Below are 21,198 nucleotides of genomic sequence, written 5' to 3' on the forward strand. Positions count from 1 at the left end.
ATGCGTTAGACTGAGTTACTTTCATTCTACCAAAATAAGTTCTCATTGGATATAATCATTTCTGCCAAATTTCTATAGTCTGCTCAAAAAAAGTTTGACAAAATAACGTCGCACATGTATTATGTAGTTAACATATATGTCAACTACATATACAAATTATATTTACAATAAAGGAGTATTTACATGAAAGGAAAACCTGGCAGACACGCCCCAGCCTTTGTGCTTTTAGAGCTTTCTAAGGGTCCAAATTACGGACTGCAAATATTAAATCAACTTAAAGAGAACCTCGCTGTTTGCAAATTAGACAGTGCTGCAATTTACCGCGCTCTAAACAGCTTAGAGGCCAGCGGATATGTCCGATCTTATACTGAAGACACAGAGCATGGCGTTGCAAAACGCTTTTATGCCATTACAGATGAAGGCCATAACGCACTTCGTCAATTTAAGGAAGATATTCAAATGAGAATCAAAAATTTAGAATACTTCTTAAGCACTTATGAAAAAATGGAGGTAAATCCATGACGACTCTTATTATTTACTCTACTGTGACGCTTTTAGTCATAATCTCATTTATCAAAAGTCCACAAAAAACAAAAAAAGCATTTAAAATCGGCTTTAATTCTTTTAAAAAGCTTTTACCGACACTCATTCCCATGATGATTGGTATCGGGATTGTGTTATCCCTTTTGAGTCCAGATACAATCAGTGCCATCTTAGGTGAAAAATCTGGTCTCTTAGGTGTCATCATCGGTTTAGGCATCGGTTCAGTTGCTTTTATGCCAAGTTTTGTGGCATTTCCTCTAGGTGCCAATTTATTAACTCATGGCGCTGGTTATCCTCAAATTGCAGCATTTATCTCCAGCTTAATGGCGGTTGGTTTTATGTCACTTGGCTTAGAAATTCAGTATTTTGGAAAGAAAGCAGCTCTTATTCGAAATCTCACAGCACTTACGGCATCTCTTGTCTTTGTGATCGTTATTTGGAGGGTACACCTATGAATCAAAACTTAAGGGGTTTAATAAAAAAATACAAATGGGCGCTTTTAACAGCAATCATTCTCACAATAATCAATATCGCAATGCCCACTATTGGCGCCAATGCAAATAAACTGACACTCTCTAACTTTTTGACTATGCTTGGTGTTTTACCTCCCATTTTACTTCTGATTGGACTCTTAGACGTATGGGTTCCAAAGGAGATCATGATTAAGTATATGGGGGAACATTCAGGGATTAAAGGTCTTGGCATAGCCCTTATTTTAGGCTCTTTTGCCGCTGGTCCACTCTATGCGGCTTTTCCAGTGGCAGCTATTCTTCTTAAAAAGCGTGCCCGTTTATCTTACGTCATGTTTTTCCTCGGCGTTTGGTCTACTGCAAAGCTACCAATGGTCATGTTTGAATACACTTCCTTCGGAGGCCTATTTACCTTTTTACACATCACCACGAATTTAACGGTCTTTTTAATTGGGGCACTGCTTATCGAAAAGATGCTGACTGCTGAATCAAAAGAAGCTGTCTATCAATCGGCTTCGGCACTTTCAGAATAAAAGAGATGTTAACCTAAAAAAGCACAGCCAAACAATTTTTAAATTCATTTGGCTGTGCTTTTTTTAATGAGAATGTCTATGGTGTAAATCAGGTAAATGAGGATGCTTATGTACTTTCTCCTCATGTGTATGACTATGTGAATGTTCACCTAATATAACGCCTTCATGATGATGGCTATGATGGTCATCGTCATGTCGATGTTTATGTTCATGCGTTTCTTGAGTGTGCACATGCACATGCCTATGATCTTCGGAAACTGCAAAATATGTCCCTATTATCATCAGGATTAGAGCAAATACAAACTGCTCTGTTATGCCCTCGTGAAGCACGATCCAAGAGATCAAAACACCAATAAAAGGTGCTATGGCATAATAAGCACTGGTTCTAGCAGCACCGAGATCTCTTTGCGCCTTAATATAAAAGAAAATACTCAAGCCATATGCAAAAAATCCTAAAATTAACGCCACGGCGATGTAACCGATATTCTGACTATACGCCTTCAAAACTACAGAGATCAGCAAAGCGCCAAGACCTGATCCAAATCCCTTGATAACAACGATTTGTAAAGGATCTTTTAAGGACAACATCCTTGTACAGTTATTTTCAAATCCCCATGAAAGACAAGCCAATAGGATAAATACCGATCCTAAAGAGAAGTCTAAACTGCTCAGATCTGTTACGGATAATAAAATACTTGAAATTGTGATAAAGCCTATGGCAATCCACATGCGCTTTCCAATAGTCTCTTTAAATAGGAAAAGTGCAATCAAGGATGTTGCAACAATCTCAAAATTATTGAGAAGAGATGCGTTGGACGAAGTGGTAAGCGATAATCCAAGCATTAAAAATATGGGTGCCAAAATATCTAGAAGAATCATCCCGATGACATAAGGCGCTTCCTTTTTCGTAATACTTGCCTCTAGCTGTTCTTTTTTCATTAAACGCTTGTATAAATTTATGCCTGCCATGCCAATCCCAGCACCTAAATAGAGCAATGCCGCCATAAGTGTTGGGGGTAACTCTGTCAATAACATTTTAGAAATAGGTGCACTGATCCCATAGAGCGCTGCCGCTAAAATTGCCATGCCAATTGGTTTATATTTCATATCCACCTCCATCAACTGCCTACTCATGCCTTTATTGCCACCATTTTATCATATTTGAAACCTTTATTTAAGCTCAATTAAATGCGAAAAAGCCTTACAATCACCTGATACAAACAATCGTCGCTTAAAAAGATTCAAAAAAAAATCTTCCACATAGTCGTCAATCGATTTCTTTAACGACCTTCGTGGAAGATTTTTATAAAGCCATCAAGAAACTACCCAGTAATAATGCATCTTATTATCCAACAAGTTTCTTGATCGGCTATTTAGTAAGCCAGAATCTCTTTAATCATAAATTCCCTTCCGCTGAGCAGATCAAAATCTTCACCACTGCATTTGGGACAGATTTTATTGTGCTCAACGATATTAAATACCTTATTGCAATTTTTGCAAAGTGCGTTTGCAGGCATGATTTCAATTTTCAACTTCGTTTCTTCCAAGATTGTGCCTTCAATGGCTGCTGGATAACAAGCTTCTACATATCTTGGAATCATAGACGACAATTCGCCTATTTGTAAAACTAAAGTATCGATCTTTGTCACGTCATTTTGTTTTACAAATCGCTCAACTGTTTTTATAACTTCTATTACAACCCCGATCTCATGCAAGTGATAACACTCCTTATCCTCAATATAGTCCTCATAAAATCATTTAATCGTTTTAAAACGTTAATTTTTACTCGAAAACATATTTTTGACATTCTTAACAGCAATTCGGCCTTGGCGTTTTACAGCATGTTTAATTACGGTTGATTTCATCTCACTAAACTCAACACCCGAACTATCATATTTGCGTTCAAGAGAAATCGCATCAAATTTACATTTAGTTGTACAGACACCACAACCCACACATTTGTATTCGTCAGCCACAACCGCGCCACAACCTAGACATCTTTCTGTTTCCTTTTGAACTTGTGCTTCTGTAAAAGTCGTTCTAAGATCTACAAATGTCTCTTTAGATTTTTGGCCTTCAACATGGATTGTTTTCTGTCTTGGTAAAAGATCGTAACCCTTCATATCCAAATTAGCTTTATCCAGTGCACGATATTCTTTCTCTCTGCCAATCGCAATATTATCGCCATGTACATATCTGTGAATCGAAACAGCACCTTGCTTACCTAAAGCAATGGCATCTATTGCAAACTTAGGACCCGTAACCGCATCACCGCCTGCAAATACATCTGCTTCACCCGTCTGATAAGTCAAAGGTTCCACTTTAAGCGTCTTATTTGGGTTTAATTGCATTTGAGTCCCAGCAATTAAGTTCCCCCAATCCATCCCTTGTCCAACTGAAATCAACACGTGATTTGCCATCACGATTTTAGTTTCGCTCTCATCAAACTTAGGATTAAATCTGCCATCACGGTCTTTGACACTTAAACATCTTTGGAATTCGACACCTTTTACCACACCATTTTCTTGGATAATGCGTTTTGGTCCCCAAGAATTATTGATCGTTATATCTTCAGACAATGCTTCTTCAATTTCTTCTTCAAGTGCAGGCATTTCTGATCTGCTTTCCAAACAGAATAAATCCACTTTAGTAGCGCCCATTCGTGTGGCTGTTCTCGCCACGTCTATGGCAACATTCCCCCCACCGATGACAATGGCTGGTCCCGATAATTTTGAAGCCTCATCTAAACTTACATTTCTTAAGAACTCAACGCCTGTAATGACCCCTTTAGCATTTTCACCTTCAAGACCAAGGTATCTACCGCTCTGTGCCCCGATTGCAAGATAAAAAGCATTAAACCCTTTATCTCTTAACTTAGGAATCGTGATGTCTTTTCCGATCTCCATACCGGTTTTAAACTGAACGCCCATTTCTCTTAAAACATCTATTTCCGCATTGACAACTTCTTTGCCAAGTCTAAACGATGGAATCCCTAAAGTCAGCATGCCGCCAAGTTTAGTTTGTTTTTCAAAGACAGTAACTTGGTAACCATCTAGTGCTAAGAAGTATGCGCAAGATAAGCCGGCAGGTCCTGCACCGATTACCGCAATTTTTTCTGGTCTCATAGCTCTTTGTTCTGGAATAAATCGATGTGCTTCATTTAAGTCTTGATCTGCAATGAACTTTTTGATTTCATCTACTGCAAGTGGCTCATCTAAATCAGATCTGGTACACGCAGACTCACAGTTTCTAGGACAAATACGACCACAAACCGCTGGGAATGGATTTTCTTTTTTAATCAATTCAAGCGCATCTTTATAACGACCTTGTGAAGCCATTTTAATGTAACCTTGAACTGCTATATGAGCTGGACATTCTGCTTTACATGGGCTTGTTCCAGTCTCATCAACAATTTTGCGATTTCTATAATCATAGTTCCATTTATCTTCACCCCATTTTGTATCATATGGGATATCTTTTACTGGTTTTGGTGGTAATGGTGTATTGGTACATAGATTCTGTCCTAAAACAAGTGCATTGGCTTGACAGTTCTCAACACAAGCGCCACAAGCCACACATTTATCTTGATCTACTTTAACCACATAGTTTGATCTTGAAAAATCTGGATTGTTATAGAAAGTCGTATTTCTAAGTCCAAAGCAAGAACAGCCACAGCAGTTACAAATTGCAAGTGCTTTACCCGGTCCTGAAAGATTTGGGATTTGATGTACGAGCCCTTCTTTTTCTGCATTTTGACAAATAGTAATGGCTTCTTCCTTTGTAATTTGACGGCCTTTGCCTGTTCTAATGTAGTAATCTGCTGCTGGTCCAAGTTGTATACACATTTCTTCCACCGTGTGACCGCAACCTTCACCTATGATACGCATAGAAGTTCTACAAGAACAATCTGCCACTGAAAACAGGTCATGCTTATTGAGCAAATAAGAAATTTCTTCATAGGAAGCTCTTCTCGTGTCACCTTCAATCGCACTTTCAATTGGTATTACTCTCATAACGCCAAGGCCAACAGGGAGATTTCCCGCCATGAGCTTACCCATTTTTCGAGTATAGGCTTCGAAACTCTCTCCGATAACAGGATGTTTTTCAACATTTTCTCTGTTGGCAACCATATATTCCATAACACCTGGTACAAAGAGTTCAAGAAAATAGTAAACTTCGCCATGTTCAATTTCTGATTTAACAGAGCCATCTCTTGCCATTTTAGACAAAACCGCTTCAACTTCCGCTTCTGGTTTACCGCAAAGCTTTGCGATTTCTTTTATAGATTTGGGTTTTCTGATTTCAAGGTGAAGTGCAATTTCTGCCATTTCATCTGTTGTCACCGCATCTAAAATCTTATATTCTGGATCGGTTTCTTTGACCTTTATTACGCCGCCTGTGATACCTGCTGCAATCTTATTGGCAAGCTGTAACACCTTTTTCTTCGCCATATGAAGAGCCCCCTTGTATTTATATTAAATTCTATTTTATGCGTCCAATATTTTATTTTTCATTCCAAACATTGACTTCATTTCTAAGCCAATCTGTCCACTCAGCCATGCCCTCACCTGTTTTAGCTACAATAGGGATCACTTTAATGTTAGGATTGAGTTTTAAAGCACGCGCTTTGACCGCTTCTAGATCAAAGTCAAAAATGCCAATAGTGTCCATCTTATTGACCAACAACACATCGACGATAGAAAACATCAATGGGTATTTTAAAGGCTTGTCATCCCCTTCAGGAACGCTCAAAATCATCGCATTTTTAGAAGCCCCTGTATCAAATTCTGCTGGGCAAACTAAATTCCCTACATTTTCAAGAATCGCAAAATCGATGTCATCCGTCCCTAGGCCTTCTATCCCCTGTTTTGTCATATCTGCATCCAGATGGCACATACCTCCCGTATGGAGTTGAATGACTTTCGTCCCTGTCTTAGACACCGTATTGGCATCCACATCTGAATCTATATCCGCCTCCATAACGCCTATTCTCATTTCTGATTGGAGTGCTTCAATCGTTCTAAGCACTGTAGTGGTCTTGCCTGACCCAGGTGACGACATCAAATTCAGTAAGAAGGTTTTTTCTTTTTTCAAACGCGCTCTCAACAAATCAGCTTGATGATTGTTATCTTCAAAAACACTCTCTTTGATTTCAAGTACTTTATATTTTTCCATTTAGCTCTACCTCCATTTTCAATATATACTTATAGTATACATTGTACTTTTTTTAACAATTAAACTGCAATAGACAATAATAGGTATCTGTCTAAAACAACATTTGTGTCCTCTCCGATACCCCAAACCGATTTTCGCTGACACTGCTTGAGGTTGAACATTCCTCAGCGCAGCTTTCGGCTCAAATCTTGTTGTTTTAAACAAAAAAAACTCATGCATTTGCATGAGGTCAGGTATAAAATATTATTTTAAAAATTTATATGGACATTTGATCTACAACCGGCAAAGAAATCGTAAAAGTCGTGCCTTCACCTACAGTGCTTTCCACAGATAAAGTCCCTTCATGTGATTTTATAATCTCATAAGAAATACTCAAGCCCAATCCCGTACCTTCTCCAATCTCTTTAGTTGTGAAAAAGGGATCAAATATTTTAGAAATAATCGATTCTGGAATGCCTTTTCCAGTGTCTGAAATCAAGATTAAAATTCTATCGTCTCGCTCGTAAGTTTTGATTGTAATGGTGCCGTTTACTTGAATGGCATGTGCTGCATTGATCAGTAAGTTGATAAAAACCTGCTTTAATTGGTCCACATGGCAATAAGTCAGTGGCAATTCACCATAATCTTTGACGATTTCAACTTTATATTTTAATTCACTCCAGATGATATTGAGTACATTATCCAGCGCTTCATTGAGATCTGCTTGTGTCTCCTCAACTTCACTTCTTGAAAAAACCTTGAGTTCCTGAACGATATTTTTCACTCGATTGGTCCCTTCAAGCGTTTCCACGAGTAAATCGACCACATCATCCTGAATATACTCAATTTCCAATCTCTCTTTAACTGCATTCAGATCTGATTGGATTAGGGCTATATGCTCTGGCGTTACCGGAGTCCCTTCAAACCTGCCCAGAGTGCTTTCCATGGTATTTATGTACGCCATAAGTTTTTCAATATAGCCTTGCAATAGGGCAATATTGCTGATGATAAATCCCATTGGATTATTAATTTCATGTGCAACACCGGCGGCAAGTTGCCCTATAGATGCCATTTTTTCTTGGTGAATTAGTTGTAGATTGGCACTCTTCAGCTCTTTATTAACCTCTTGAAGATTATCGTACATTTCCGTAAGTTCTAAAGTGCGCTGCGCTACCTTGTTTTCAAGGTCAGTATAGACATTTGAAAGTTTTTGAGCCATTGCGTTAAAATTGTGATTTAACAAGTTTATTTCCTTGATTTCTATATCTTCATCTATAAAATTGACATTTGATAAATTGTCGATCATATCACTTGTCTTATCCGCAACATGAATAATTGGATTCGAAATATAATTGGCCACTCTCTTGGTTTTCAAAAGCAAATAGAAGAGAAAGAGTATATAGAATAGTCCCATGGCGACAAAGGCAATTGAGCCTAATTTTTGAGCCATTTCATCAATTGCTCTCACTGGCTCCTGAACGACACTTTTGTCCACCAAAACTAGTAGAGACCATCCAGTTGCATCGATCATAGATTGAGTTAAAAAATAGGACTTTCCATTGGCTTCAAAATCACCTATTGAATTGCCTGAATTGAAAAAAGCTTCTATTTGAGAGGCAATAACAGGATCTTTATTTTTAAATAGATTGAAAGCTTCCGGTTTTAGCGTGTCCTGCTTTACAGTTTCGCTATAGACTTCATGTCGGAGTTCTTTAAGCTCAAAAATAGCTTCTGCCGACTCTGGCATTGCCAAAATAACACCTTCTGAATCCACTAGAATCGCCGAGGCCTCCCATGGCAATTTTAGATCTAAAATATTATTCACAATGTTGTCAATTGTAATATCAATCCCCGTTACCCCCTCTAAAAAAGCCTCGTCATTATAAATAGGGACGACGCATGAAGCCATCCACCCCTGTCCAGCGGGATCGAGATATACATCTGTCCAGACCGGTTTTCGAGACGGATTGTGATCTGCATTTGCCAAATAGTAAAAATTAAAGTTTGGGATATGCATATTGGGTTCAAATACATGATACACTTCATCTAAAAAAGGGTAATATCGATTCATGGAGTCATAAGAGTTAAAATAAATCCCCACAATCATATTATCCGCTTCTAAAATTGCTTTAAAGATCGGGTCCATGGCTTCTGTTTTAATGGCTTTTGCAAGTGTTAAATCCGTCATTGGCGTTAAACTAGAGTACCAAAGCGACGATCCCCCATTATTATTGCTCTTGTAGGTTACACCATTTTCTGCCACTTTAAACACAGGGGACTCCTGCGTCACGCCAAAGGATTCAGGATCATCAAACAACCGCTCATTCTCTTTTTGTAGAATTTCAGCATGCTGTACGATTTGTTCAATGGTCATATTTATATTTTTAGCTTCACGTGAGGTAATTTCTGTTATATTAAATTTGGCCTCTTCCAAGAGTGCCTCTTTAATAAAGCTCTCCACATAAAAAATTATAACAAAATGCACCATGATCAGAAGAAGCGCTACCATTAGAATTGGTAAAAGTGCTGCTTTTACGTATTCACGATATATAATTTGTCGTATCGATTTTTTTTCATCCATAAGGAGCCCCTTAAACAATTTGTAATTCCTAATAGATTATTTCTACCACTTTTTTGATTCTCCCAAACATGTTGATTTTAAACACATCTTATCCTGCTTATCGATTAGTAATTGTACAATACCATATGGAAGAGTACTTGAGCTTCACCTGTATTGTGGTAAGAGTGTGCTACATCAGATTCAAATCGAATACTCTCACCTTGTTGAACCGTGTACGCCTGCTCCGAAGCACAAATCGTCAGCTGACCATTATGTACTGTAATAAATTCCGATGAACCTCTCAAATGTGGATCGGAATGCCAATAGCCACCTGGATCAATTTCCATACAGTAAATTGCAAATTTTCTATTCTCATTATCTGGAAATATAATATAGGTCCTCACGCGACCACCGTCTTCAAGAATAGGTTCTATTTCAGAAGTTTTAATGATTTCAAAATCACGTTTAGGGCTCATGGTCAATGTATCAAAAGTAACTTGCATGCCATTCGCAATCTTCCAAAGCGTAGTTATCGTCGGATTCCCCTCTCCTCTTTCTATTTGTGCAAGCATGCTTTTGCTCACACCACTTAATCGTGCAAGTTCTTCCATGCTCAGTTTTAGAGCTTCTCTATTTTTCTTTACATTACTTGCAATTATCAAATTCATTGGTATCATTTTAAAACCTCCTATTGACAAGATCATATGCAAATTGTATTATTAAGATCACGAAAATACAATATATCGTTCATTTCATATCATTATATCGTTCGTTCTGTGAAAAGTAAAGTCACCTATCTACAAAAAGGCTTTAAACATAACCCTTATTTTAGAAGGTTTTTTAATTCTAGGAGGTTTTTTAATGACTAAAACACTGCGCTTCGCTTTTATAAAAACGATCCCCGTTCTATTCGGCTATCTCTTCTTGGGCATTGCATTTGGGCTTTTACTTCAAAGAGCTGGTTACAACTTCATCTGGGCTTTTTTTATCAGTACCTTTGTGTTCGCTGGCTCTATGCAATTTGTTCTCATCAGTTTTTTAGGGAGTTCCATGAGCTTTGTATCCATCATATTGATGACACTTTCCATTAACAGCAGACACATATTTTATGGTCTATCCTTTATAGAAAAATTCAAGCACATGGGAAAAGCGTATCCCTACATGATTTTCTCTCTAACCGATGAGACTTATTCCCTTTTATGCGGTACGCAAATCCCAGAAGACCTACAGGAAGACAAAGTATTTTTTGCCATTGCCAGTCTCAACCAATCCTACTGGGTAATCGGATCTGTACTTGGCGGTCTGCTTGGCGAGATGATCTTCTTTAATACCACAGGCATTGACTTTGCCATGACAGCACTCTTTGTGGTGATCTTCATAGAGCAATGGCTCGCTTCAAAAATCCATATACCTGCCCTTATTGGTGTTTTCTGTGGCGTGATATCCTTAATTGTCTTTGGACCCAATCGCTTTATTTTACCTGCACTGATCTCCACCATTGGGTTAATTATTCTTTTCAGAAAAAACATTCAATCTAGAGAGGAGGCACAGATATGAATTTCATTCGCGATATTGGCATCATCATCACCATTGCATGTTTTACATTTTTGACAAGAGTGTTTCCCTTTGCCGTCTTTGGAAGACATCAACAACCCCCTGCAATCATCCGATATCTGGGTAAAGTACTCCCTGCCTCAGTGATCGCTATTTTAGTGGTCTATTGTTTGAAGCACGTTCACTTTACGACGATCAGCGCCTTTGCGCCTGAATTTGTCGCCGTATGCATTGTTGCAGGGTTGCACCTTTGGAAACGCAACAACTTACTCAGTATCGGCATTGGCACGGTCAGTTATATGTTGATGATTCAATACTTGTTTTAAAAAAACTCAAATTAGAGATCATTCAAAAATCCCCTTATACATAGAGCGTCTTTCACTTTAAGACATTTGTGTATAAGGGGATTTTTTAACCACTGCGGTGGCCTATTTTCTGATAAAACTCATATAAGTCTTCTTCTCTTTTTCAGGTGCTGGAATCGCTTGTTTGCCATGTTCAATCGTCTTCATGAGCCAAGCCATGTTTTTTCCAAGTACCCTCATAATTTGTTTGCCTTCTTCATCCTGCATCACTTCACCAGGTGCACCACCGTGAATAACATTCCAGTAATTTGAAGTTGGCATCACCATTTCAGCATAGTTGATAAAGTTATTCAGCTGAGTAAAAGTCGGCAGTCCGCCAGAACGCCTTACAGCCACCACAGCAGCACCTACTTTATGCCTGTAGAGCCCTGATCCCGCATAAAATGCCCTATCTAAAAAGGACTTCATCGTGCCGCCCACTGCAGCATAGTGTACTGGTGAACCCAATAGAATGCCATCCGCCTCTTTCATTTTTTGAATGGCTTCATTTACAAGGTCATCGTCAATGACACATTTTTCATTTCTGTTTTTCATGCATGTATTACAACCCATACATCCTCGAATCATTTGATTGCCCACATGGACTATCTCAACTTCAATGCCTTCCTTTTCGAGTTCGTCTCCTACTATTTTAAGCGCATGATAAGTATTGCCTTCTTTTCTAGGACTTCCATTAATTGCAATTACCTTCATAAATTTTATTCTCCTCACTTTCTCATATGCATTGACACTTTTTACTATCATTTTATCTGTTAAGTTACATTAAGGCAAGTCCATACGCTTTTATAGCATCATTTGAACGGATAACTTAAAGTTTATAATTTAAAACTCATAATTTAAAGCTTATAGCTTAAATGTTTTAATCTTATTTTGAAGTTCTTCCGCAAGCTGTGCCAACGCATTCGTTGCAGCAGTGGATTCTTCCACAGAGGCAAGTTGCTCTTCTGTGGCAGCCGCAATCGATGCAGCTTCTTCAGCAGATTGATCTGTCAATGTCGTCAATCTAGAAGCAGAATGATTCGCATCATCTAGATTCGAATTGATATCATTGGTTAGACGATCTGCTTCATGGACCAGATGATCGATTTCAGTAATGCTGGAAACGATACTTGTGAAAGCTTCACCAACAGATGCTAAGACATCCTTACCTGTGCCGATAGACTCAACAACAGTAGCCGTTGATGCATTGGCTGACTTGGTCACTGCGCCTACTTCTGATATAATTCCTGCAATATCATCCGCAGATTTTGAAGATTGCTCTGCCAATTTGCGTATTTCATCTGCGACAACTGCAAATCCTCGCCCTGCTTCTCCAGCTCTTGCAGCCTCAATGGAAGCATTCAATGCCAATAGATTGGTCTGTGTGGAAATCCCTTGAATCGCACCGACAATGGAATCAATTTGATTCGACTTATCGGATAAATTATCCATCACAGCCGATAAGCTACTCACATCCTCGAAAACTTGATTCATAACGGCGATCAATTGTGCCACTGATTTCTGGCTATCTCCTGATTCATGTTTTACGTGAGATAAAGAGGTCGTTACAACATCCATTTGACTTACGATGCTTTGAGACAACTCACGAACAATACCAATAACACCATCAAGCTCCTGAGTTACTTTTGCAATTTCAAAGTTAGAGCCCGATATCTCTGTGGCAGCAGTGGCCACTTGCTCCACAGCTTGACCATTTTGAGCTGCAGATGCTTCAAGCTCTTCTGCTGTTGCGGCAACGGTTGAAGAACTTGATAAAATATCATTCATCGTCCCTCTGAGATCAATAACCATCTGATTGACGGACTTAGAAATATCACCGATTTCATCATTGGATTTTATGTTGATTTCTCTTGTCAAATCACCTTTGGAAATTGCTGAAATCTCTTCTTTGAGAGGATTTAACGGACGCGTGATGCTCTTAGCCACAGGCACCAATATCAGCACCAAGACCAGTAATGCAACTGCTGTCACAATAGCAATTCTAGTACCCAAAGCGATAACTGGCGCAACAATTTCTTTTTCAGCAATAGAAAGCAATACAATCCACCCTGTTTCAGGAATTTTGGAATAATAGACATAATTCTCGCCATTGTCATCGATGAAAGCTCCAGTGCCATTGCCTTTGCTGATCGCCTCCTTCCCAAGTGATGCCAACGACGCATTTGCATCGTCTAAAATACTTGGAAATACGCCTTCGTCATTTACTTTTATAGATTCTGCACCCTTACTGAGGTAAGCACCGTCACTTGTGATCAAAATCGCGTAACCTTCTTTACCCACTCTTATCTCTGAAACGAATTGTTGAATACTCGTGATGTTCAAATCAGCTGTAGCCACACCTATGAGCTTTTTATTCTGATCTCTAATAGGTGAAGCTGCAGTGGCCATGGTGATCCCAGATATAGGATCATAGTACGGGTCCGTCCACGAGACATCCTTATCGTTATCCGCTACCATGTACCACCCTTCGTTGGTGTTGTCAACAAAGTAATCTTCCGTGTAAACAATTGTATTATTATCTTTGTAGGCATATGGGGCAAAATAAGCACCGTCATATTTTTGAGCCATAAAAATACCTGTGCCAAGTGTTTCTGCGTTTGTTAAAGGCATTTTCTTTATCAACTCAATATAATCGCCTTTATTTTGCGATGTGATGTCCATGGCCTCAACTGTTTTGGAAAGCCCTATGGGCAGTTTCTGATTTGCTGTAAGATGTGAAACAATTTTTTTATTGGCAAGTTCTGCCTGTGTCTCCACCTTTTTCATCACTTCATCTGAGATCACATTATTTGCATTTAATGAAACCATAATTGCCATAACTAAAAATGCCACAATCACAGTTGGGAGAGTACTCCATAAAACCTTACTTTTAACTGTTCGAATTTTTTTTAGCATGATTGTCCTGCCCCTCCTTCTAATTTTCATTTTTTGCTTGTAAATCTTTTTCAATCCCTATTCAAAACTGCCTCACTATTAAATATAATTGCTTTATTACAAGGACATTATGTTTATACCCAAACAAGTTTAATCAACTCAATTAAAACTTCATTTATTCATTGAATTGCATCTATTTTTCACAGAAAAAAAGCTACGTCAAAACGCAGCTTTTCCACTTAAAATTGCTCATTATCAATCTCTATTTGATAACGCTTTTACCGCCCATATACATTTGAAGTGGTTCAGGGATTTTAATAGAACCGTCTGCCTGCAAGTTGTTTTCCAAAAAGGCAATCAGCATTCTAGGAGGTGCAACCACTGTATTGTTAAGTGTATGTGCAAAGTAGTTTCCCCCTTCTTTATTTCGAACTCTGATACCGAGTCTTCGCGCTTGGGCATCTCCAAGATTTGAACAACTCCCGACTTCAAAATATTTCTTTTGACGTGGTGACCATGCTTCAACATCAATGCTTTTAACTTTTAAATCTGCTAAATCGCCAGAACAACATTCAAGTGCCCGTACAGGAATATCAAGGGTTCTAAAGAAATCAACCGTATTATTATAAAGTTTTACGAACCATTCAGGGCTCTCCTCTGGTTTACAAACGACGATCATTTCTTGCTTCTCGAATTGATGAATTCTGTAAACGCCTCTCTCTTCAATGCCATGAGCACCCACTTCTTTTCTAAAACATGGCGAATAACTTGTAAGTGCCTGAGGTAATTCTTCCTCATCCATGAGATTGTCTATAAATTTCCCAATCATAGAGTGTTCACTTGTGCCAATGAGGTAAAGATCTTCGCCTTCAATTTTGTACATCATGTTTTCCATTTCAGTAAAACTCATGACGCCAGTTACCACTTCAGAACGAATCATAAATGGCGGAATACAGTACTCAAATCCACGATCGATCATAAAATCACGTGCATAAGACAATATGCCTGAATGAAGACGTGCAATATCACCTTTTAAATAGTAAAAGCCGTTGCCACTGGTTTTACGTGCACTTTCAAGATCAATGCCTTTAAGTTTCTCCATGATTTCAACATGGTAAGGTACTTCAAAATCAGGTACAAGGGGCTCACCATATTTTTCGACTTCAACATTTTCGCTGTCATCTTTACCAAGCGGCACAGAATCGTCAATAATATTTGGAATCACAAGCATTCTCTCTCTAATTTGCTCAGACAGTTCCTGCTCTTTAACTTTAAGTTCTTCAAGTTCAGCACTGATCGCTGCGACTTTCCCCTTTGTCTTTTCAGCTTCTTCTTTCATGCCTTTGGCCATATAGCCGCCAATTTCCTTACTGACTGCATTTCTAATGCCTCTGAGCTCATCACCTCTTGTTTTAGCAGCTCTATAAGCCTCATCCATCTCTATGACTTCATCCACCAAAACCAGCTTATGATCTTGAAATTTTTTTTTGATGTTGGCTTTAACAAGCTCAGGGTTACTTCTTACTAATTTGATATCTAACATCACTGCACCACCTTTTTTATTTTTCATCATCTAACCGCTTAGAGATGGCTCACTTGCCTGACGCCAGACTGGACAACATCTCATAATTTAAACGCCATTTGGGTGCATCGCTCAATGTCTCAAACAGGGTTTAAAACTAAAAAAACCTCCATCCCAAACATGGGACGGAAGTTCCGCGTTGCCACCCAAATTGCAACCGAAAACCCAGTTGCCATCTCGTATAAGCTATAAAGGGCTCTCCCTTCGACTCATCGTCGACAGCTCCTAAAGTGGAAGGGCTTAATCTTGCACCAGCTTTCACCAACCGCCAGCTCTCTACGCCAAAATTTAAACCTTAGCTTTAATCAACACTGATTTATATTCTAACCTTATTTTATCGCAGAATAAAATAATATCAAGTAAAAGTTTTAAATTCTATTAAGATAATCCAGTGCAAAACGCACATAGAGCGCTGTGCCATATTTTAGGCTCTCTTCATTTATATCAAAATTAGGATGATGGTGAGGAAAACTAAGTGCGCTGTCTTTGTGCCCAGAACCCACAAAAGCCATTACGCCCGGTATCTTTTGCAAATAATAGGCCATATCCTCACTACCAGTTGTCTTCTCTTGGTATACCATGTGATCATGACCCACAATGCCCTCAGCTACTTTAGCCGCAAATTTTGAAATTTCAGGATCATTAATGGTTGCAGGCGTACCCTTATGAATGGTCACAGTTGCCTCAGCGCCAAAAGTCTTTGCCGTTTCGTGAGCATGTCGCTTAATGGCATCTGCAAATCGATCTCGAGCTTCCTCGCCATAACATCTCAGTGTACCTTCAAGATGTGCACTTTCGGGTATTATATTGAATCGACTTCCCGCTTTGAGTTCACCCACTGTGAAAACAACTGATTCCATCGGGCTTTTTTCTCTACTCAAAATCGTTTGTGAATTCATTACAAAGGCTGATGCAACCACAATGGGATCAACTGTCTGATCGGGCATAGAACCATGACCGCCTTTTCCCTTGAAGTCAATAACCACGTAATCACCAGATGCCATCCTTGGACCAGACTGAATGTTCATTTTTCCTGTTTCAAGATCATTCCAAAGATGAATGCCCAAAATAGCGTCCACAGCGTCTATTGCATTTTCAGCCACCATGCGCTTTGCCCCCTCAACCATCTCTTCAGCAGGTTGAAATAAGAGCTTAACCGTCCCGGGAATTTCGTCTTTTAAAGCTTGTAACACCTTAGCAGCACCTAATAGCATGGCAGAATGACCATCATGACCACAAGCGTGCATGACCCCTTGATTCACGGATTTATAACTGACTTCGTTCTTTTCCGCAACAGGCAGTGCATCCATATCTGCTCTTAGTGCAACGACGCCACCTGGTAATCCACCAGTGATAGTCGCTACTATACCCGTTTCTGCACATGCTTTCCACTCAATATTGGCCTTGTCCAGTTCTTCTTTTATACGTTTTGAAGTCCTATATTCTTGCCAACTCACCTCAGGATTGGCATGAAATTCCCTGCGCATATTGACAACATATTCCGCTTGCCCTTCTAAGACTCTATTTACATCCATCACAAACCCACCTTTACTCATTCAAATATGTTATGGCATACTGTGCATATAGACCAGCTGCTACCTCAAGTGCATCTTCATCGATGTCAAACTTAGGATGATGATGTGGAAAATTTGGAATTTTATCTGCATTTTTAGTCCCCACAAAGGCAAATGCACCGGGTACTTCTTTTAAATAATAGGAGAAGTCTTCTCCACCAGTGGTTTTTTCATAAGTCACAAGCGCTTCTCTGCCCATCAATGCTTCCACTGCTTTTTCACCAATTGCCGACATTTCTGGTGTATTGATCGTAGGCACGACCAATTGCTCGTAATCCAAGACTGCGGTTGCCCTATAAGTCGCTGCGGTGTTGTCGATTACGCGCCTCATCATCCCTTCAAAAGCATCATTGACTTCCATGCTAAAGCAACGTGTTGTACCTTCCAAATAAGCTTCGCCTGCAAGCACATTAAATCGAGTTCCTGCGTTGAAGATCCCAATTGAAAGTACAGCTGGGTCAAGGGGACTTATTTCTCTACTGACCAAAGATTGAAGATTCGTCACAATAGCAGAGCCAACCACAACAGCATCCACACCTTGATGTGGCATCGACCCATGACCTCCTTTCCCTGTCACATAGATTTTGAAAATACCTGCAGAAGCCATACGAGGTCCAGCTTCTATTGAAATTTTGCCAACAGGTGCATCATTCCAGAGATGAATTCCAAAGATACCATCCACATCTTTGAGTTCGCCTTCTTCGATCAATTTTTTAGCGCCTTTTGCTGTCTCTTCTCCCGGTTGAAAGATCAATTTAACTTGTCCCTTAAACGTATCCGACATTTCCTTTAAAATTTTTGCCGCTGTTAAAAGGCCTGCCGCATGTCCATCATGACCACAACCATGCATAAAACCTGCATTTTTTGATTTGTAAGCCACTTCATTGGTCTCTTGCAAATCCAGTGCATCTATATCTGCTCTAAGTGCAATTGTCTTCCCCTCACCGTTGCCTTTAATAATACCGATAACACCTGTTCCGGCTACTTTTCTACATTCAATACCAGCTGCTATTAGTTCTTCCATAATACGATCTGAGGTTCTATACTCCTTCATGCTAGGCTCTGGATTCATATGAAATTCGCGTCGTATGGCTATAGCATAATCCTTGTATCCTTGTGCTCGTTCTCTAACTGTCATCTCTTCTACCTCCCGAGTTCAATTATAGAATGACAGATTAATTCAATGCCCTTTTGCAAAGCGTCGTAATCTGTCCATTCTTCTTTACAGTGACTTCTACCATCTCTACTGGGTACAAAAATCAACCCAGAGTGTGTAAGGGAAGCCATAATCATAGCATCGTGTCCAGCACCACTGGTCATCATTTTATACGAAAACTGATTCTGATTAGCCTGCTTTTTAAAAATTTCTACCAGTTCATTGGACATGGCAACAGGTTCAACGGAAAGCAGCATTTCTATTTCAAATTGAATACCCTTTAACTTTGCTAAGGCATTCAATTTCTTTTCAATTTTATCATATACATCTTGAATGTGTATCGTTTGTCCTGAACGAATGTCCACTGTCAAATTCACTTCTCCAGGCACGATGTTAGCCGCACCAGGTTTAATATTTAAAACACCCACCGTGGCCACTGTACCCTCTCCTGCTTGTTGTGCATACTCTGGCAGTTCAGTTATGAGCTCTGCTGCCGCACAAAGTGCATCTATTCTCATCTTCATTGGCGTGGTCCCAGCGTGATCAGGACGCCCTTTAATAGCGACTTTAAACTCTCTTATGCCGACAACAGATTCTACGATGCCCACATCGATTTTTTCATTTTCTAAAACAGGACCTTGTTCAATATGCAGTTCAATAAAGGCTTTTACGTCTTCTGATTTTCTTGCTGCTTTACCAATCTGCTTGGGATCAAATCCAAATGCTTCAAAAGCTTCTGCCATGGAAATCCCAGCTTCATCTTTATTTCTGACAAGATCTTCATAACTGACTTGACCCGTCATGGCACGACTGCCAAAAACACCGGCGCCAAATCGGCCGCCCTCTTCTTCAATCATCGCCACGAATTCAATCGGATGTTTCAATTCAATTGACTTTGTCTTCAAAACTCGCATAATTTCAAGTGCCATAATCACACCTGCCGGCCCATCAAAATTGCCCCCATTGCGTACAGAATCAAAATGAGATCCTATGAGAATCGTCGGGGCTGAAGAATCTGTGCCTTCCAATCTGCCAATGATACTGCCAGCCGCATCTTCATATACTTCAAGATCAAGTTTTTCGAGCTCAGTCTTCAAGTAAAGTCTTGCGCCACGATCTGCATCGGTGAGCGAGAATCGCGTTAATCCCTCGCCATCGGAATCGTTAAATTTTGAGAGCATTTCTATTCCCTGTCTGATTCTATCCAGATTTGTATACATATCAACCTCCTCGTCATTATTATTGCCTGCCATACTTTCTCAAAATTTAAGCCCTATCCCCTAAAATTTAAAAACAGATTAAAATCGACACAAGCCTATCAGGAAACTCATGCCGATTCTAAATTAAAACCTAATATGGCTAGATTCATTATAACGTATACTCAGTCCGCTTCGCTACCTTCGTAACCCTTGCTACACGATTCAATTCAATCGCATTGGACCTTATACTCAGTCCGCTTCGCTACCTTCGTAACCCTTGCGCAATCCTTTCGGATTGCAGCCAGTTGGTGCTTTCGCGCCCACTGGCTTAGGCCATACCTCACACTTAAAAAGTGTGAGGTATGGCCTCAAGGGTTATAATAATTTCACAAAGATTCCTGCTATAATTACTGAGGCGATGGTAACTGTTGTAAATCCACCTACAAGCATTTTAGGCAACATTTGATCTGTTGCATAATCATGCTCTTCTTCTGTTTTCGTCATCGATTTAATAGCTTCAATGGTCAATACATAATCGGCAGGGAAGCCATAAAGTGCTGTCATGGCAACAGAAAAGGCCATTTCTTTTGTATAGCCAAGTAATTTTCCAACAATAATCGAAAAAATACCCATGCCAATAACACCAAGTACAATAATACCGAATAAAGGTGCTGCAATTTCTTTAAGCATTTCTGGCGTTGCTTGAGCTAATCCTGCAAATATAAATGCCATTAAAACTGTCATTAAAAATCCAAATGCATTGGCCTTAACAAGTGCTTTCTCTTCAAGGAAGCCAATTTGTCTACCGATTACACCAAAGAGTAAACACACCACAAATTGATTTAAGTGAAGGTATGGTGATGCAAGAACAGCAAGCCATGCCACAAATCCTAATTTCAATAAAATCACGTAAGGTGTCAAGTACTGTTCAGGTACAGGTGGAAAAATTCTAAATTTATTGCCAGATTCTGCTTCATTTTCTTTCGCAAGTTTTTCATGTGGTTTAAATGAAACTTCACCACTTCGTACTTGTTCTGCCAATCTTTTAGCTTCCTTTTTTAAAAGAAAAGCGGTTACTGGATAACCGAAAAAGCCTTGCATGATATACATCGCTGTTGCAAGTACCGCAATTGCAGGCAATCCCAATTCAGTTGCCGCATTTGAAAGTAAAATAGATGCGACTACGCCACCGGTAAGTGGTGGTGTGCCTGCCACAACAGCTTGCCATCCAAATAGGACTTGCCCTATTGAAAGCGTCATAGCGCAAATACCTGCAATTCCCGCCAGAGCAATTAATACAGTTCGCCATTGTCCCAATAATTCTTTCACGCTCATCAGCGTCCCCATATGAGTCAGTAATAAATACATGGATAAATATACTATTGGTGTTGCAAATGAACTCTGTGTGACAATGTCAGCTGGTAAAATGGTCCAGTACCCAATTAAGAAAAGAGTTGCTGAAACAAAAACCGATGGAACAAATGCTTTGGTCTTCGTTGACACGATTTCGCCAATCGTCAAAATAGCCAAAACAATGCTAAACGCTAAAACTACATTTAATACCATTTCTTAGTCCTCCCAAACTTATTTACTGAATAGTTTAACAATTTCGTAACATTTTTACCATGTTATTA

General features: G+C 39.4%; 18 protein-coding genes. 5 read left to right on the plus strand and 13 right to left on the minus strand.

What is annotated here, in order from left to right:
• The first annotated feature begins 183 nt into the window (after positions 1–183).
• The 3 genes from ISU02_RS13695 to ISU02_RS13705 are packed head-to-tail and all read left to right on the plus strand — an operon-like array spanning position 184 to position 1,546.
• Positions 184–522, plus strand: coding sequence for a PadR family transcriptional regulator (locus ISU02_RS13695; protein ID WP_194702412.1), 339 nt, complete (start codon positions 184–186; stop codon positions 520–522).
• A complete protein-coding gene (locus ISU02_RS13700; protein ID WP_194702413.1) occupies positions 519–998 on the plus strand; it encodes a permease in 480 nt (159 codons plus the stop codon). The genes ISU02_RS13695 and ISU02_RS13700 overlap by 4 nt, the downstream gene beginning before the upstream one ends.
• A complete protein-coding gene (locus ISU02_RS13705) occupies positions 995–1,546 on the plus strand; it encodes a permease (RefSeq protein ID WP_194702414.1) in 552 nt (183 codons plus the stop codon). Before ISU02_RS13700 ends, ISU02_RS13705 begins: the two co-directional genes overlap by 4 nt.
• Positions 1,547–1,609: 63 nt before the next feature.
• On the opposite strand, the gene ISU02_RS13710 is transcribed toward ISU02_RS13705, so the two are convergent.
• The 6 genes from ISU02_RS13710 to ISU02_RS13735 all read right to left on the minus strand — a co-directional run bounded on the left by ISU02_RS13710 (position 1,610) and on the right by ISU02_RS13735 (position 9,937).
• Positions 1,610–2,653 carry a DMT family transporter gene (locus tag ISU02_RS13710; protein WP_194702415.1) on the minus strand — a complete coding sequence of 348 codons (1,044 nt, stop codon included), beginning with the start codon at positions 2,651–2,653 and terminating at the stop codon, positions 1,610–1,612.
• 266 nt (positions 2,654–2,919) lie between these two features.
• Positions 2,920–3,261: a hydrogenase maturation nickel metallochaperone HypA/HybF gene (locus tag ISU02_RS13715; protein WP_194702416.1), complete on the minus strand. Its 342-nt coding sequence runs from the start codon at positions 3,259–3,261 to the stop codon at positions 2,920–2,922.
• Positions 3,262–3,321: 60 nt separating this feature from the next.
• On the minus strand, positions 3,322–5,997 hold the full coding sequence (locus ISU02_RS13720; protein ID WP_194702417.1) for an FAD-dependent oxidoreductase: 2,676 nt from the start codon (positions 5,995–5,997) through the stop codon (positions 3,322–3,324).
• 52 nt (positions 5,998–6,049) lie between these two features.
• Positions 6,050–6,721, minus strand: coding sequence for a hydrogenase nickel incorporation protein HypB (gene hypB / locus ISU02_RS13725; protein WP_194702418.1), 672 nt, complete (start codon positions 6,719–6,721; stop codon positions 6,050–6,052).
• Between the two features lie 256 nt (positions 6,722–6,977).
• Positions 6,978–9,281, minus strand: a complete 2,304-nt coding sequence (locus ISU02_RS13730; protein ID WP_194702419.1) for an ATP-binding protein — start codon at positions 9,279–9,281, stop codon at positions 6,978–6,980.
• A gap of 104 nt (positions 9,282–9,385) precedes the next feature.
• Positions 9,386–9,937 carry a helix-turn-helix domain-containing protein gene (locus ISU02_RS13735; RefSeq protein WP_194702420.1) on the minus strand — a complete coding sequence of 184 codons (552 nt, stop codon included), beginning with the start codon at positions 9,935–9,937 and terminating at the stop codon, positions 9,386–9,388.
• A 184-nt stretch (positions 9,938–10,121) separates the two neighbouring features.
• Here ISU02_RS13735 and ISU02_RS13740 point away from each other — a divergent pair, with 184 nt between their 5' ends.
• Both ISU02_RS13740 and ISU02_RS13745 read left to right on the plus strand, forming a co-directional pair.
• Positions 10,122–10,817 carry an AzlC family ABC transporter permease gene (locus tag ISU02_RS13740; protein ID WP_194702421.1) on the plus strand — a complete coding sequence of 232 codons (696 nt, stop codon included), beginning with the start codon at positions 10,122–10,124 and terminating at the stop codon, positions 10,815–10,817.
• Complete coding sequence (locus tag ISU02_RS13745) at positions 10,814–11,140, plus strand: branched-chain amino acid transporter permease (protein ID WP_194702422.1); 327 nt, start codon at positions 10,814–10,816, stop codon at positions 11,138–11,140. The genes ISU02_RS13740 and ISU02_RS13745 overlap by 4 nt, the downstream gene beginning before the upstream one ends.
• A gap of 102 nt (positions 11,141–11,242) precedes the next feature.
• On the opposite strand, the gene ISU02_RS13750 is transcribed toward ISU02_RS13745, so the two are convergent.
• From ISU02_RS13750 to ISU02_RS13780, 7 genes are all read right to left on the minus strand, one after another.
• Positions 11,243–11,872 carry a flavodoxin family protein gene (locus ISU02_RS13750; RefSeq protein ID WP_194702594.1) on the minus strand — a complete coding sequence of 210 codons (630 nt, stop codon included), beginning with the start codon at positions 11,870–11,872 and terminating at the stop codon, positions 11,243–11,245.
• Between the two features lie 150 nt (positions 11,873–12,022).
• Complete coding sequence (locus ISU02_RS13755) at positions 12,023–14,074, minus strand: methyl-accepting chemotaxis protein (RefSeq protein ID WP_194702423.1); 2,052 nt, start codon at positions 14,072–14,074, stop codon at positions 12,023–12,025.
• Between the two features lie 241 nt (positions 14,075–14,315).
• Positions 14,316–15,596, minus strand: coding sequence for a serine--tRNA ligase (gene serS, locus ISU02_RS13760; protein ID WP_194702595.1), 1,281 nt, complete (start codon positions 15,594–15,596; stop codon positions 14,316–14,318).
• 407 nt (positions 15,597–16,003) lie between these two features.
• On the minus strand, positions 16,004–17,170 hold the full coding sequence (locus ISU02_RS13765; protein ID WP_194702424.1) for a M20 family metallopeptidase: 1,167 nt from the start codon (positions 17,168–17,170) through the stop codon (positions 16,004–16,006).
• Between the two features lie 13 nt (positions 17,171–17,183).
• On the minus strand, positions 17,184–18,347 hold the full coding sequence (locus ISU02_RS13770) for an amidohydrolase (RefSeq protein ID WP_194702425.1): 1,164 nt from the start codon (positions 18,345–18,347) through the stop codon (positions 17,184–17,186).
• A gap of 5 nt (positions 18,348–18,352) precedes the next feature.
• Positions 18,353–19,585 carry a Zn-dependent hydrolase gene (locus ISU02_RS13775; protein WP_194702426.1) on the minus strand — a complete coding sequence of 411 codons (1,233 nt, stop codon included), beginning with the start codon at positions 19,583–19,585 and terminating at the stop codon, positions 18,353–18,355.
• A gap of 354 nt (positions 19,586–19,939) precedes the next feature.
• Positions 19,940–21,130, minus strand: a complete 1,191-nt coding sequence (locus ISU02_RS13780) for a hypothetical protein (protein ID WP_194702427.1) — start codon at positions 21,128–21,130, stop codon at positions 19,940–19,942.
• Positions 21,131–21,198: the final 68 nt, after the last annotated feature.

The organism is Fusibacter ferrireducens (assembly GCF_015352425.1).
Lineage (GTDB): Bacteria > Bacillota > Clostridia > Peptostreptococcales > Acidaminobacteraceae > Fusibacter_A > Fusibacter_A ferrireducens.

Bases quoted from the DNA above. Each gene is read 5' to 3' on its own strand.
- hypB (WP_194702418.1), bottom strand. From the start codon at position 6,721: ATGGAAAAATATAAAGTACTTGAAATCAAAGAGAGTGTTTTTGAAGAT.
- ISU02_RS13695 (WP_194702412.1), top strand. From the start codon at position 184: ATGAAAGGAAAACCTGGCAGACACGCCCCAGCCTTTGTGCTTTTAGAG.
- ISU02_RS13730 (WP_194702419.1), bottom strand. From the start codon at position 9,281: ATGGATGAAAAAAAATCGATACGACAAATTATATATCGTGAATACGTA.
- ISU02_RS13755 (WP_194702423.1), bottom strand. From the start codon at position 14,074: ATGCTAAAAAAAATTCGAACAGTTAAAAGTAAGGTTTTATGGAGTACT.
- ISU02_RS13735 (WP_194702420.1), bottom strand. From the start codon at position 9,937: ATGATACCAATGAATTTGATAATTGCAAGTAATGTAAAGAAAAATAGA.
- ISU02_RS13770 (WP_194702425.1), bottom strand. From the start codon at position 18,347: ATGACAGTTAGAGAACGAGCACAAGGATACAAGGATTATGCTATAGCC.
- ISU02_RS13775 (WP_194702426.1), bottom strand. From the start codon at position 19,585: ATGTATACAAATCTGGATAGAATCAGACAGGGAATAGAAATGCTCTCA.
- ISU02_RS13780 (WP_194702427.1), bottom strand. From the start codon at position 21,130: ATGGTATTAAATGTAGTTTTAGCGTTTAGCATTGTTTTGGCTATTTTG.
- serS (WP_194702595.1), bottom strand. From the start codon at position 15,596: ATGTTAGATATCAAATTAGTAAGAAGTAACCCTGAGCTTGTTAAAGCC.
- ISU02_RS13745 (WP_194702422.1), top strand. From the start codon at position 10,814: ATGAATTTCATTCGCGATATTGGCATCATCATCACCATTGCATGTTTT.
- ISU02_RS13705 (WP_194702414.1), top strand. From the start codon at position 995: ATGAATCAAAACTTAAGGGGTTTAATAAAAAAATACAAATGGGCGCTT.
- ISU02_RS13740 (WP_194702421.1), top strand. From the start codon at position 10,122: ATGACTAAAACACTGCGCTTCGCTTTTATAAAAACGATCCCCGTTCTA.
- ISU02_RS13710 (WP_194702415.1), bottom strand. From the start codon at position 2,653: ATGAAATATAAACCAATTGGCATGGCAATTTTAGCGGCAGCGCTCTAT.
- ISU02_RS13750 (WP_194702594.1), bottom strand. From the start codon at position 11,872: ATGAAGGTAATTGCAATTAATGGAAGTCCTAGAAAAGAAGGCAATACT.
- ISU02_RS13765 (WP_194702424.1), bottom strand. From the start codon at position 17,170: ATGGATGTAAATAGAGTCTTAGAAGGGCAAGCGGAATATGTTGTCAAT.
- ISU02_RS13720 (WP_194702417.1), bottom strand. From the start codon at position 5,997: ATGGCGAAGAAAAAGGTGTTACAGCTTGCCAATAAGATTGCAGCAGGT.
- ISU02_RS13700 (WP_194702413.1), top strand. From the start codon at position 519: ATGACGACTCTTATTATTTACTCTACTGTGACGCTTTTAGTCATAATC.